Here is a 12,278-nt window from a genome sequence, read left to right on the forward strand (position 1 = left end):
GCGGATCGCTCCCCAGCCCCGCCGGAGACCGAACCGCCATGTCCCTCCGAAATCTCGCCCTCCGAAACCTCTCGCTCCGATCCGTCCGCCTCCAGGCTCTCCGCCCGACGCGCGCCGGCTTCGGCCGCCTCGCGCTCCTGTCGCTCCTCGCGGGCCTCGCGCCGCTCGGGCCGAGCCGGGCCGCGGAGCCGGTGCGGATCGGCCTCGTCACCGCCCTCAGCGGCCAGTCGGCGAAGTCGGGGGAGGCGATCTCCCGCGGCATCGGGCTCGCCATCGACGAGATCAACGCGAAGGGCGGCGTGCTCGGGCGCCCCCTGGAGCTCGTGGCCCGCGACGACGAGGCCAATCCCTCGAAGGGCGTGCTCGCCGCCCGCGAGCTGATCCAGCGCGCCGGCGTCGCCGCCCTCATCGGCGGCCTCGACACCCCGGTCTCGATGGCGATCGTCCCCATCGCCAACCAGATGAAGGTGCCCTTCGTCGGCCCCTGGGCGGCGGGCACCGGCATCACCCGCAACGGCGCGGCGGACAATTACGCCTTCCGGGTCTCGGCCGTGGACGCCCTCGTCGACGAGGCCCTCGTCGCCTACGCGGTGAAGACCTACGGCGCGAAGAAGCCGGGCATGATCCTCGTCAACAACGCCTGGGGCGAATCGAACCAGCAGGGCCTCGTGGCCGCCCTGAAGGCGGCGAGCCTGCCGGCCGCGGGCATCGAGAAATACGAGGCGAACGACGTCGACATGGTGCCCCAGCTCACCCGCCTCCGGGAGGCGGGCGCCGACGCCCTGTTCCTCGTCGGCAATGTCGGCCCCTCCGCCCAGGTGGTGAAGTCCCTCGACCGGATGGGCTGGAGCGTGCCGGTGATCTCGCATTGGGGACCGGCGGGCGGGCGCTTCGACGAGCTCGCCGGCCCGAGCGCCGCCAAGGTCCATTTCATCCAGACCTTCACCTTCGCGGGCAACGAGGCGCCCAAGGCCAAGGCCGTGCTCGCGGCGCTGAAGGCGAAATACCCGGCCATCAAGTCGATGGCGGACGTTACCCCCGCGGTCGGCATCGCCAACGCCTACGACGCCACGCACCTGATCGCGCTGGCGATCGCGGCGGCGGGCTCCACCGAGGGACCCAAGGTCCGCGACGGCTTCTACCGGATCGCGACCTATCCGGGCCTGATCAAGACCTACGAGGCGCCCTTCGCGCCGGGCCGGCACGACGCGCTCGGCCCCCAGGACTACGTCTTCACGCGCTTCCAGAACGGCGAGATCGTCGCGGTGACGCAGTGACCGGCGCCCGGAGGGCACGCCCATGCTGACCAGCGTCCTCGTCAGCGGCCTCGGCCTCGGCAGCATGTACGGGCTGATCGCGCTCGGCTTCCACATCACCTACGCGGTCTCCGGGACTGTCAACTTCGCGCAGGGGAGCGCCGTCACCCTCGGGGCGGTGCTCGGCTACTGGCTGGCGGTCGGCCTCGGCTGGCCGATGCCGCTGGCGGTGGCGGGCGCGCTCCTCGGCTGCGCGCTCCTCGGCCTCGTCGTCGAGCGGATCCTGGTGCGGCCCTTCGTGGAGCGCGGCTCCGACGCGTGGCTGCTCGCCACCGTGGCGGGGGGCATCATCCTCGACAACGCCCTGCTCTTCACCTTCGGCAAGGAGCCGCGCAGCCTCCCCTCCGCCCTGGTGGCGAGCCCCATCGAGGTGCTCGGCGCCGGCATCTACCCCCTGCAGATCGTGATCCCGGTCGTCGGGATCGCCGCGTCCCTGGCGCTGCGGGCCGTGTTCCGCGGCACCGATCTCGGGCGGGTGCTGCTCGCGGTCGCGCAGAACGCCGACGCCGCCCGGCTGATGGGCATCGACGTCCGCCGCACCGTGGCCTGCGCCTTCGCCCTCTCGGGGCTGCTGGCGGGCGCGGCCGGGCTCCTGATCGCGCCGCTCTTCTCGGTCTCGGCCGAGATGGGCGCCTTGTTCGGCATCAAGGCCTTCGCGGTCGCGATCCTCGGCGGCATCGGCTCGGCCACGGGCGTGGTGCTCGCCGGCCTGCTCTACGGGCTCGTCGAGGCCGGCGTCACGGCGACGCTCGGCTCCACCTACACGCAGATCGTCGTCTTCTCGGTGATCATCCTGGCGCTGGCGCTCCGTCCGGACGGGCTCCTCGGCCGGGCGGCGGTCAACAAGGTCTGAGCCCATGCTCCACCCGAAGCGCCACCCGCTGCGCGCGCCCGCCGCGATGCCGCTCGCGATCCTCGCCCTCACCGCCGCGGGGCTCGGCCTCGTGGCCCTGAGCCAGGGCTACACCCACTTCGTCATCGCGCTCGTCGCGCTGACCGTCGTGGCCGGCACCGGCCTCAACGTGCTGCTCGGGCTGGCGGGCCTGATCTCCTTCGGGCATGCGGGCTTCTACGCGCTCGGGGCCTATGCGAGCGCGATCCTGACGCTCTCCGGGCTCAGCTTCTGGCTGGCGCTGCCCGCCGCCGGCCTCCTCACCGCCCTCGTCGGCGCGCTCCTCGCCGTGCCCGCCATGCGGGTGAAGGGGCCCTACCTCGCCATGATGACGATCGCCTTCGGCTTCCTCGTGGAGCACGGGCTCGTCGAGGGCGGGGCGCTCACGGGCGGCCAGAACGGGCTCGTGATCACGGCCGGCCCGGTCCTGTTCGGCGAGGCGCTGGCGGAGCGGGGCCTCGCGATCCTCTCGGTCCTCGGGGCGGGCCTCAGCCTCTACGGGTTCCACCGCCTGCGCCTCGCCCGGCTCGGCCGCGCGATGCGGGCCGTGCGCGATTCGGAGGCGGCGGCGGCCTCCCTCGGCTTCGACCCGGTGCGGGTGAAGACGGCGGCCTTCGCGATCTCCGCCGGCCTCACCGGGCTCGCAGGGGCGGTGCTGCCGCCCCTGATGCTGTTCATCGCCCCGAGCTCCTTCCCGTTCTCGCAATCGATCCTGTTCGTGCTCTCCGTCGTGGTCGGGGGGGCCGGCACCGTGCTCGGGCCGCTCTGCGGCGCCCTCGTCACCGTGCTCCTGCCGGAGCTCCTCGCCGGCCTCGCCGAGTACCGGCTCATCTTCTTCGGGCTGACGACCCTCGTGGTGCTGTGGCTGGTGCCGGCCGGAATCGTCGGGACGCTGGCGAGGCTCCTCCCCCGCGCGGCGGACGCGCGCGCGCCGACGGCCGGCGACGGGTCCGCCCTCCCCCGCCGGGAGGACGGCGAGCCTCTCGTGATCGAGGGGCTCGGCATCAGCTTCGGCGGCATCCGCGCCGCGGACGGGGTCTCGCTCACCGCCGCCGCGGGCCGGGTCACGAGCCTCATCGGCCCGAACGGGGCCGGCAAGACCACTGTCCTCAACATGGTCTCGGGCTTCTACCGGCCGGATGCGGGCGCGATCCGCCTGGGCCGCCGCGACCTCGCCGGCGCGCCAGCCCACGCGATCGCCCGGGCCGGCATCGCCCGCACCTACCAGACCACGCGCCTGTTCGGCTCGCTCAGCGTCCTCGACAACGTGGCGCTCGCGGTCGCGCCCGGCAGCCTCCTGCGCCGGAGCACCGCCGGGGATGCCGGACACGCCGCCGCCCTCCTCGCCTTCGCGGGCTATGCCGGCCCCCTCGACCGGCCGGCCGCGGAGCTGCCGCATGTCGACCGGCGCCTCGTCGAGATCGCCCGGGCGCTCGCGGGCGGCCCGAAGGTGCTGCTCCTCGACGAGCCCGCCGCCGGCCTGACCCGGGCCGACACCGACCGGATCGGCAGCCTCCTGCGTCGCATCTCGGAATCCGGCGTCGCGGTCATCCTCGTCGAGCACGACATGCCGCTCGTGATGGGCACCTCCGACCACATCCTCGTGATGGATGCCGGCCGCCCGATCGCGACGGGCGCGCCCGCCGAGGTGCGCCGCGACCCGGCCGTGCTGCGCGCCTATCTCGGCGGCGCCGAGACGCCGGCCCGGCCCCGCGCCGCCCCCTGGCAGGGGCCGGCCGACCCGGTCCTGGCGAGCCACCGCCTCCGGGCGGGCTACGGCGCGGCCCCGGTGCTCGACGACCTCGCCCTCTCGGTCCGGCCCGGGGAGACGGTGGCCCTGCTCGGCGCCAACGGCGCCGGCAAGTCGACGGCGATGCGGGCCCTCTCGGGCCTGCTGCGGCCGGTCCAGGGCAGCATCGTCCTGGCGGACCGGCCGGTCGCGGAGCTTCCCGCCCACGCCATCGCCCGCCTCGGCCTCGCCCTCGTGCCGGAGGGGCGGCAGGTCTTCCCGGAACTCACCGTGATCGAGAACATCCGCCTCGGCGCCCGCGGCCGGGGCGGTCGGATCGACCCGGCCGAGGTCGAGGCCCTGCTCGACCGCTTCCCGCGGCTGCGCGAGCGGGCCGGGAGCCGGGCGGGCCTCCTGTCCGGCGGCGAGCAGCAGATGCTCGCCATCGCCCGCGGGCTGATGGCGCGGCCCCGCATCCTCCTCCTCGACGAGCCCTCCCTCGGGCTCGCGCCCGCCATGATCAACACGCTCTACGGCGTGGTGGCCGATCTGAGGGACCGGGGCATCACCATCCTGATCGTCGACCAGATGGCGGCGCTCGCCCTCACCGTCGCGGACCGCGGCTACGTGCTGGAGCAGGGCCGCGTCGTCGCCGAGGGCAGCGCGGCCGAACTCCAGGCCGACAAGGGCCTGGAGGCGGCCTATCTCGGAGCGGCCTGATGTCCCGTCTCGGACACCCGGCGGCCGCGGGCCGGCCGGACAGCGGAGCACCCATGCGACCGAACTCGGAACCCCGACCGAACTCGGAACCCCGACCGAACTCGGAACCCCGACCGAACTCAGAACCCCGATCGGCCCCGGATCACGGCCGCTACGGCTACAGCGCCCTGCCCGACCGCCCGGTCTACGACTGGCCGGGGGGGAAGCGCCTCGCCGTCTATCTCGGGCTCAACCTCGAGACCTTCGCCTTCGGCGAGGGGCTCGGGGCCGAGCTCGCGCCGGGCGGGCCGCAGCCGGACGTCCTGAACTACGCCTGGCGGGACTGGGGCAACCGGGTCGGCGCGTGGCGCATCCGGGACATGCTGGACGAACTCGCCCTGCCGGCCGGCGTGCTGGCCAACAGCAACCTCTACCGGGATTGCCCGGGCCTGATCGAGGCGTTCCGCGCCCGGGGCGACGAGATCGTCGCGCATGGCCGCACCAACGCCGAGCGCCAGGGCTCCCTCGACGAGGCGGGCGAGCGCGCCCTCATCCGTGAGGCGACGGCGGTCATCGCGCGCGAGGAGGGCCGGGCGCCCGCGGGCTGGCTGGGGCCGTGGATCTCGCAATCGCCGGTGACGCCGGACCTCCTGGCCGAGGCCGGCTACCGCTACCTCCTCGACTGGGCGCACGACGACCAGCCGGTCTGGTTCGCGACGCGCGGCGGCGGGCGCATCCTCTCGGTGCCCTACCCGCAGGAGTTGAACGACATCCCGGCGATCGTCGCCCGCAAGGAATCGGGCGCGCATTTCGCCGAGATGATCGTCGAGACCTTCGAGGAGATGCTGGACCAGTCCCGCGCGGCGCCGCTGGTGATGGGCATCGCGCTCCACCCCTACATCGTCGGCCAGCCCCACCGGCTGCGCCCCCTGCGGCGGGCGCTCCGGCACATCGCGGAGCGACGCGACGCCGTCTGGATCACGACGCCCGGCGCGATCGCCGGGCACGCCGCCGCCGTTCTGGCCTGATCCAGGGCCTCAGCGAGGAGAGAAGCCATGCCCGAGCCGACATCGAACCGCGAGGACTACGCGCGTGCGGCCGCCGAGTGGCTCGGCATCCCGGTCGAGCCGGCCTGGGCGGATTCCATCGCCTTCAACCTGCGGGTGCTCGGAGAGGCGGCGGCCCTGGTCGAGGGCTTCCCGCTGCCCGACGAGACCGAGGCGGCGCCGGTCTACACCGCATGAGCGCGGCCGTGGACTGGAGCCTCGCCCCGGCCTCCGAGATCGCCGCCGCTATCTCCGGCGGCCGGGTCGGGGCCCGCGCCGTCACCGAGGCGGCGCTCGCGCGGATCGCGCGGGTCGACCCGCGGGTGAACGCCTTCACGGACATCCTGCCCGAGCGGGCGCTGGCCCGGGCCGACGCCCTCGACCGCGCACGGGCCGCCGGCGAGGCGCTCGGGCCGCTCGCGGGCGTGCCCGTCGCGGTCAAGAACCTGTTCGACATCGCCGGCCTGCCGACCCGGGCGGGGGCGAAGATCAACCGGGACCGCCCGCCGGCGGAGCGCGACGCCGCCCTCGTCCGCCGGCTCGAGGCCGCGGGCGCGATCCTCCTCGGCGGCCTCAACATGGGCGAGTACGCCTACGACTTCACCGGCGAGAACATCCACGACGGCGACACGCACAACCCCCACGACCTCGCCCGCATGTCCGGCGGCTCGTCCGGCGGCTCGGGCGGGGCCGTGGCGGCGGGCCTCGTGCCGCTCGCCCTCGGCTCGGACACCAACGGCTCGATCCGCGTGCCCAGCGCCTTCTGCGGCTGCTTCGGCCTCAAGCCCACCTACGGGCGCCTGAGCCGGGCCGGCAGCTTCCCCTTCGTCGGCAGTCTCGACCATGTCGGCCCGATGGCGCGGAGCGTGCGCGACCTCGCGCTGGCCTACGATGCGATGCTCGGGCCGGACCCCGACGACCCGGCCCAGGCCGACAGGCCGCCCGAGCCGGTGGGGGCCGAGTTCGAGCGGGGCGCGGCGGGCCTGCGCGTCGCGGTCGCCGGGGGCTATTTCGCGCGGATGGGCGAGCCCGAGGCCTTCGCCGCCGTGGCGCTGGCCGCCCGCGCCCTCGGGGCGACGGGGGAGGTCGAGATCCCCGAGGCCGCGCGCGCGCGCGCCGCCGCCTACCTGATCACGGCCGCCGAGGGCGCGGCCCTCCATCTCGACCGGCTGCGGACCCGCGCGGGCGAGTTCGACCCGGCCGTGCGCGACCGCCTGATCGCCGGGGCGATGATCCCGGCCCCCTTCGTGGAGCGGGCGCAGCGCTTCCGCCGCTGGTACCGCGCCGCCGTGCTCGACCTGTTCGGTTCCGTCGACCTGATCCTGGCGCCCGCCACCCCCTGCCGGGCGCCGCGCGGCGGGCAGAAGACCTTCGTGCTCGACGGGATCGAGCTTCCGGTGCGGGCCAATCTCGGCCTCTACACCCAGCCGATCTCCTTCATCGGCCTGCCCGTCGTGGCGGTGCCGGTCCGGCTCGACGGCGGCCTGCCGCTCGGCGTGCAGGTCATCGCGGCGCCCTGGCGGGAGGATCTCGCCCTGCGCGCGGCGCATCACCTGGAGCGGGCGGGCGTCGCGCGGGCGCTCGTCGCCCCCCTCGACTGAGAGGCCGTCATGCAGATCGACGATCCGGAGGTGAAGGCGGAGGTCGAGGCGGCCTTCCGCCGCTACGAGGCCGCCCTCGTCGGCAACGACGTGGCGACGCTGGAAGCGCTCTTCCACGACGACGCCCGCACGATCCGCTACGGCGCGGCCGAGAATCTCTACGGGATGGAGGCGATCCGCGCCTTCCGCCGGGCCCGCTCGCCGCAGGGGCTCGCGCGCGACCTCGAGGAGACGGTCGTGACCACCTACGGCCGGGACTTCGCCACGGCGATGACCCTGTTCCGGCGTTCGGGCGCGCCGGGCCGGATCGGCCGCCAGAGCCAGAGCTGGGTTCGCTTTCCCGAGGGCTGGCGGGTGGTGGCGGCCCATGTGAGCGTCATCGAGGCGTGACGCCGGGCCGGTGCCGGCCCGCACGGAACGGCCGTCGCGGGCGGCGAGGCCCGGGGACTGCCGCCGGGCCGCGGTTCCGGCCCGGAGCCTGCCGGGCCGCCGGCTTGCGGATCAGCGCCGCGCCCGGGCCTTGCGGGCGGCGAAGCGCGCGTCGCGGGCCGCCTTCTGCTCGGCGGCGAGGGCGGCCTGACGCTCCGCCCGCTCGGTGGCCTCGCGCACGCGCTCGGCCTCCTGCCGCTCCAGCTCGGCGAGCGCCTCGGCCTCGCGCCGCGCCTCGGCGGCGAGACGGGCCCGCTCCCGCTCGGTCTCCCGGACCTCACGGGCCTCGATGATGGAGCGGCGGGCGGATTGGCGGGCGAGCACCGCCGGATCGTCGGCGGCCGGGCGGGCCCGGAAGCGGGCGACCGTGGCCTGGCGCGCCTTGGCGGCGGCTTCCAGACGATCGACGAGCGGATTGGCTTTGAATTGACCCACGTAAATTCCTTCTGGCCAGAGCAGCGCGGCGCTGATGGCGGGAAATGGATGAAGCCGCCCCGGATGGAGCGGCTTCGCAAGGGTGGTGCCGAGGGTACGCCTCAGGCGGCCTTCAGGTTCCCGGCCGATTGCTTGCCCGAGCGGCGATCGGTCTCCATCTCGTAGGCGACCTTCTGGCCCTCGACGAGGTTGCGCATGCCGGAGCGCTCGACGGCCGAGATGTGGACGAACACGTCCTTGCCGCCGTCATCGGGCTGGATGAAGCCGAAGCCCTTGGTCTCGTTGAACCACTTCACAGTGCCAGTGCTCATGGTGAGCTCCGTATCTTAGCAGGTTGGTCAATGGCGCGAGCGCGCAGGATGCGCGCTGAGCCGCTGGTCGTCGAAATGTGGAAGAGATGCAGAGCGCGCGCCCAAAGGGCGAAACGGCCGGATATCTGGCCAAAGATCGATGCAGGAGATCTAAGGCATCCGGGCGATACTTACAAGCTTGGGCCGAAAACCGCGAAATTCTGCGTGAAATCAGGGTGTAAGCGGGGGTTTCAGCCCGTGGCGCGAAGAAGTTTTTCGCTCTCCCATTGCGAAACGGGGGTTCCGGCGCCATATCCGTTGCACGCCGGTCGCAACGTCTCGCGTTGCTGGATCGGCAACGGCCACGGTGCTGGAATGGGTGACGCCGGATGTAAGCGCACTCCTCCCGCCACCAGTGGCCGTTCTTGTTTTCAGAGCGGTCGTCGTGCCGCCACAGGCTTCCGAGAACCATGGCCAAGCGTATCAAGTCCAAGCCGCTGGAACGCGGCTCCGTGCTGTTCGACGTCGTCTACGAGGACGGCTCGCAGGCATCCAACCGCCGCGTCCCCATGGAGGTGCTCGGTGGTCTGGACGGGGATGCCCCGGCCCGCGAGATGATCGCCGCCCAGGACGAGGCGATCGCCCAGAAGTCGGGCCGGCCGCAGCGGCTGATCCGCTCCGTGACCCGCTCCCCCGCGCCGGAAGCCAAGCCCTCGCGGGACCAGCACGGCAACGCCTGACGACGGTTGCGCGCATCCATGGCCCATCGCTTCCGTCTCGGCCAGTTCGTGCGCCTTCGCAGCCAGGCGGCCGCGCGCAACGCCAACCGGCTCTACGAGATCGTGCGGCTGCTGCCGGAGGAGGGCGGGGAGCCCGGCTACGCCATCCGCAGCACCGAGGCCGACGACCGCGAGGTGCGGGAGCGCGAGATCGCCGCGGCCTCCCGCGCGTCGCTTCCATCCGCGTAGCGCGGCCCGAACCCAATCCCGACCGGGTGCCTCCGCATCCGGCGAAGCAGGAGGCCCCCATGGCCCACGACAACCGGACCGGTAACGCACGCTCGATCTCGATGAGCGACTTCAACGCGCGGGCCAAGCGCATCGCCGAGCAGACGGGCGCGGTCGAGAAGCCGGAGAAGGTCTCGTTCAGCCGGCCGCGCAAGACCTTCGCGCGCGCGGAGCCGCAGCAGGCCGCGAGCCGGCCCGAGCCCGCCGAGGAGAACGAGGCGGCCGCTCAGGCCGAGGCCTGACGCGGACGGCCTGCCGGGACGGCGTCGCGCGGGCGCGCAAGGCCCCGCGACCGGGAGCGCCTTTGCCGGAACGCGCCCGGCACGGCGCCGTTGGTGGGATCACGGCTGCCGGTTCGGGCGCGCTGCGCGGCGGACCGGCTCCCGTCGCCGGTGAGGCGCCGCCCACCCGGTCCCGTTCACGGCCCTGACCCGAGAGCAGGGCGAGGAGTCGACCCGTGGCCCGCAAGCGCGTCCCCTCCACGATCGAGATCCTGATCGAGGCGGTGGCGCGGCTCGGGCTGCCGCCGAGATCCGTGGACATCGAGGCCCTGCGCGCGCATCTCGGCCTGCCCGAATTCGGCGGCTACGTCCAGGACGCGCGCGTGGCGCGCGCGCTCCGCGACATGAGGGCCAGCCGGACCTTCGCCGAGACGGGCGTCGCGGCGCTCCGCAAGGCCCTGCCGGCCCTGAGGGCCGCGGTGTCGAAGGATCACGCGATCACCTGGAGCCTGCGGGTCGCCGTCCCGCTCCTCGACGACGGGCGCCTCGATCTGCGGATCGACGTGCCGCCCGATGCGGCAGCCCTCAACGTCCTCAAGGGCATGGCCCACCGCAACGACCCGACCTGGCGCCTCGACGAGTTGCGGGCGGCGCTCGGCGAGGTCGCGGCGCAGGCGAGCCGCTCGCTGCGCAAGCCCGTCGAGCGCCTCCGGGAGCAGATCCGCCTCGACCTCGTGGAGGTCGGGGCCGATGCCTCCGCCTACATCGCCCATCTGGACCGCTCCTTACGCTCGCGCCAGTTCGATCTCGACGAGAATCTCGACCGCTCCTTGAGCGGGATCCTGGCGCCCGTGCGCAAGCGGGCGAAGGCCGTGGCGCGCGAGGATTCGCGGCTGCGGCGCCTGCGCGACCGGGTCGGGTTCGGCGCCTACATCGAGACCTTCACGGCCGCGCGCCGGATGAACCGGCGCATCCTGTTCCACATGGGGCCGACGAACTCGGGCAAGACCTACGCGGCCCTGAAGGCGCTGACCGGGGCGGAGACCGGCACCTACCTCGCGCCGCTCCGCCTCCTGGCGCTCGAGAATTACGAGACCCTGCTGGAGCGCGGGCTCAGGGCCGGCATGGTCACGGGCGAGGAGGTTCTGGGCGAGGCGAACCCGACCCACACCGCGCGCACCATCGAGACCGCCGACCTGACGCGCCCCGTCGACGTCGCGGTGATCGACGAGATCCAGATGCTCGCCGATCCCGACCGCGGCTGGGCCTGGACGAACGCCCTCTTCGGCATCCCGGCCAAGACCGTCATCGTCTGCGGCTCGGACGACGCGCTCGCCTCTGTCCGGCGCGCCGCCGAGGCCGCCGACGAATCCCTCGAGGTGATCCCCTTCGCGCGCAAGTCGCCGCTCCTGCTGCTCGAGGAGCCCGTCCCCCTGGAGAAGGTCGAGCCGGGAGACGCCGTCGTGGCCTTCTCGCGCCGGGCCGTCCACGAGAACCGCGAGATCCTGGTGGCGCGGGGGCACAGCGTCGCCACGATCTACGGCGCCCTCTCGCCGGAGGTCCGGCGGGCGGAGGCCGCGCGGTTCCGCTCGGGCGAGGCGAACGTGCTCGTCACGACGGACGCGATCGGCATGGGCCTCAATCTCGGCCCCCTGAAGCGGATCGTGTTCTCGGCCGTGCGCAAGTATGACGGCGTCTCGGAGCGCGCGCTCACCCATTCCGAGATCCGGCAGATCGCAGGCCGGGCCGGGCGCTACGGCCACCAGGAGGTGGGCTACGTGGCGGCCACCGACGAGACGGGCATCGAGCCCCTGCGCAAAGCCCTCGGCGGGGCGCCGACCGCGCCGGCCGCCGACACCCGGTTCTTCGTCCGGCCCGACCTGATCGCGATCCGGTCGGTCGCCGAGGAGATGCAGACGCAGAGGCTGCACGACGTCCTGACGCATTTCGCCCGCGCCACCTTCTACGCGGGATCCCCCTTCCAGCCCTCGGCGCTTGAGGAGATCCTGGAGGTCGCGCGGGCGGTCGACCGCGCCCGCCTGCCGATCGACGAGAAGTTCGCCTTCTCCGTCTGTCCGATCGATCGACGCGACGAGGTCGCGATGGGCGTGCTGGAGCGCTGGACGCAGATGCGGGCCTCAGGCCAGACCGTGCCCGCGCTGAGGGCGAACCTGAGAGGCGAACTCGACTATCAGGAGCGCACGGTGAAGCTCGCGAGCGCCTATCTGTGGCTGTCGCGGCGCTTTCCCGACACGTTCGACGACCTTGACGCGATCCGCGACCTGCGCGGTCGCGCCAACGGGATGATCGAACAGCATCTCCGGGAGACGGCCACCCGCAAGGTCGAGCGCCGCTCGCGCCGGGCAGCGGGAGCCCGGTGACGGCGGGACCCGAAAGGCTCGCCGTCGCGACCCGTCGACGGGGCGCCGCAACGCGAGACGGGCCGCGTCCCGGTTGGGAAGCGGCCCGTCTCGGTGTTGGGTGCGGCGTGATCGTGCTGAGGGAATGTGTGTTGTGTTGTTGGTGTGTGTTCTGCTGTTGGCAGGCCTGGCGGCGACCGACTCTCCCGTGTCTTGAGACACAGTACCATGGGCGCTGGTGCGTTTAACGGCC

13 protein-coding genes are annotated in these 12,278 nt (G+C 73.4%); 11 read left to right on the forward strand and 2 right to left on the reverse strand.

Features of this window, described 5'->3' with window-relative positions; genetic code table 11:
• The first annotated feature begins 38 nt into the window (after positions 1–38).
• From J2X36_RS21895 to hpxZ, 7 genes are read left to right on the forward strand one after another with little or no spacing between them, the layout of a single operon-like run.
• Positions 39–1,277, forward strand: coding sequence for an ABC transporter substrate-binding protein (locus tag J2X36_RS21895; protein ID WP_310353741.1), 1,239 nt, complete (start codon positions 39–41; stop codon positions 1,275–1,277).
• 22 nt (positions 1,278–1,299) lie between these two features.
• On the forward strand, positions 1,300–2,169 hold the full coding sequence (locus tag J2X36_RS21900; RefSeq protein ID WP_132256194.1) for a branched-chain amino acid ABC transporter permease: 870 nt from the start codon (positions 1,300–1,302) through the stop codon (positions 2,167–2,169).
• A gap of 4 nt (positions 2,170–2,173) precedes the next feature.
• Positions 2,174–4,657 (forward strand): branched-chain amino acid ABC transporter ATP-binding protein/permease, encoded by a 2,484-nt coding sequence (locus J2X36_RS21905; RefSeq protein ID WP_310353743.1) that lies wholly within the window; start codon positions 2,174–2,176, stop codon positions 4,655–4,657.
• Positions 4,658–4,710: 53 nt separating this feature from the next.
• On the forward strand, positions 4,711–5,664 hold the full coding sequence (locus J2X36_RS21910) for a polysaccharide deacetylase (RefSeq protein ID WP_310353746.1): 954 nt from the start codon (positions 4,711–4,713) through the stop codon (positions 5,662–5,664).
• A 27-nt stretch (positions 5,665–5,691) separates the two neighbouring features.
• Positions 5,692–5,880 carry a DUF4089 domain-containing protein gene (locus J2X36_RS21915; protein ID WP_132256189.1) on the forward strand — a complete coding sequence of 63 codons (189 nt, stop codon included), beginning with the start codon at positions 5,692–5,694 and terminating at the stop codon, positions 5,878–5,880.
• A complete protein-coding gene (locus J2X36_RS21920) occupies positions 5,877–7,283 on the forward strand; it encodes an AtzE family amidohydrolase (RefSeq protein ID WP_310353748.1) in 1,407 nt (468 codons plus the stop codon). The genes J2X36_RS21915 and J2X36_RS21920 overlap by 4 nt, the downstream gene beginning before the upstream one ends.
• A gap of 9 nt (positions 7,284–7,292) precedes the next feature.
• Positions 7,293–7,673: an oxalurate catabolism protein HpxZ gene (hpxZ, locus tag J2X36_RS21925; RefSeq protein WP_132256186.1), complete on the forward strand. Its 381-nt coding sequence runs from the start codon at positions 7,293–7,295 to the stop codon at positions 7,671–7,673.
• A 111-nt stretch (positions 7,674–7,784) separates the two neighbouring features.
• Here hpxZ and J2X36_RS21930 read toward each other — a convergent pair whose 3' ends face one another.
• Entirely contained in the window at positions 7,785–8,147 is a 363-nt protein-coding gene (locus tag J2X36_RS21930) for a DUF6481 family protein (RefSeq protein ID WP_132256184.1), read from the reverse strand.
• Between the two features lie 101 nt (positions 8,148–8,248).
• On the reverse strand, positions 8,249–8,458 hold the full coding sequence (locus J2X36_RS21935) for a cold-shock protein (protein ID WP_132256181.1): 210 nt from the start codon (positions 8,456–8,458) through the stop codon (positions 8,249–8,251).
• Positions 8,459–8,907: 449 nt separating this feature from the next.
• On the opposite strand from J2X36_RS21935, the gene J2X36_RS21940 reads away from it, so the two are divergent.
• From J2X36_RS21940 to J2X36_RS21955, 4 genes are all read left to right on the forward strand, one after another.
• The gene (locus J2X36_RS21940) at positions 8,908–9,177 is read left to right on the forward strand and encodes a hypothetical protein (protein ID WP_132256179.1); all 270 of its coding nucleotides are present in this window, start codon (positions 8,908–8,910) and stop codon (positions 9,175–9,177) included.
• An 18-nt stretch (positions 9,178–9,195) separates the two neighbouring features.
• The gene (locus tag J2X36_RS21945; protein WP_310353753.1) at positions 9,196–9,405 is read left to right on the forward strand and encodes a hypothetical protein; all 210 of its coding nucleotides are present in this window, start codon (positions 9,196–9,198) and stop codon (positions 9,403–9,405) included.
• Positions 9,406–9,464: 59 nt separating this feature from the next.
• Positions 9,465–9,686, forward strand: a complete 222-nt coding sequence (locus tag J2X36_RS21950; RefSeq protein WP_132256174.1) for a hypothetical protein — start codon at positions 9,465–9,467, stop codon at positions 9,684–9,686.
• A 215-nt stretch (positions 9,687–9,901) separates the two neighbouring features.
• A complete protein-coding gene (locus J2X36_RS21955) occupies positions 9,902–12,046 on the forward strand; it encodes a helicase-related protein (protein ID WP_310353755.1) in 2,145 nt (714 codons plus the stop codon).
• The last annotated feature ends 232 nt before the right edge of the window (positions 12,047–12,278 follow it).

Origin of the sequence: Methylobacterium sp. BE186 (genome assembly GCF_031457035.1) — a bacterium.
Taxonomy (GTDB): domain Bacteria; phylum Pseudomonadota; class Alphaproteobacteria; order Rhizobiales; family Beijerinckiaceae; genus Methylobacterium; species Methylobacterium segetis.

Excerpts from the sequence above, each read along its gene's own strand:
- J2X36_RS21895 (WP_310353741.1), top strand. The coding sequence starts at position 39 with ATGTCCCTCCGAAATCTCGCCCTCCGAAACCTCTCGCTCCGATCCGTC.
- J2X36_RS21900 (WP_132256194.1), top strand. The coding sequence starts at position 1,300 with ATGCTGACCAGCGTCCTCGTCAGCGGCCTCGGCCTCGGCAGCATGTAC.
- J2X36_RS21905 (WP_310353743.1), top strand. The coding sequence starts at position 2,174 with ATGCTCCACCCGAAGCGCCACCCGCTGCGCGCGCCCGCCGCGATGCCG.
- J2X36_RS21910 (WP_310353746.1), top strand. The coding sequence starts at position 4,711 with ATGCGACCGAACTCGGAACCCCGACCGAACTCGGAACCCCGACCGAAC.
- J2X36_RS21915 (WP_132256189.1), top strand. The coding sequence starts at position 5,692 with ATGCCCGAGCCGACATCGAACCGCGAGGACTACGCGCGTGCGGCCGCC.
- J2X36_RS21920 (WP_310353748.1), top strand. The coding sequence starts at position 5,877 with ATGAGCGCGGCCGTGGACTGGAGCCTCGCCCCGGCCTCCGAGATCGCC.
- hpxZ (WP_132256186.1), top strand. The coding sequence starts at position 7,293 with ATGCAGATCGACGATCCGGAGGTGAAGGCGGAGGTCGAGGCGGCCTTC.
- J2X36_RS21935 (WP_132256181.1), bottom strand. The coding sequence starts at position 8,458 with ATGAGCACTGGCACTGTGAAGTGGTTCAACGAGACCAAGGGCTTCGGC.
- J2X36_RS21940 (WP_132256179.1), top strand. The coding sequence starts at position 8,908 with ATGGCCAAGCGTATCAAGTCCAAGCCGCTGGAACGCGGCTCCGTGCTG.
- J2X36_RS21945 (WP_310353753.1), top strand. The coding sequence starts at position 9,196 with ATGGCCCATCGCTTCCGTCTCGGCCAGTTCGTGCGCCTTCGCAGCCAG.
- J2X36_RS21950 (WP_132256174.1), top strand. The coding sequence starts at position 9,465 with ATGGCCCACGACAACCGGACCGGTAACGCACGCTCGATCTCGATGAGC.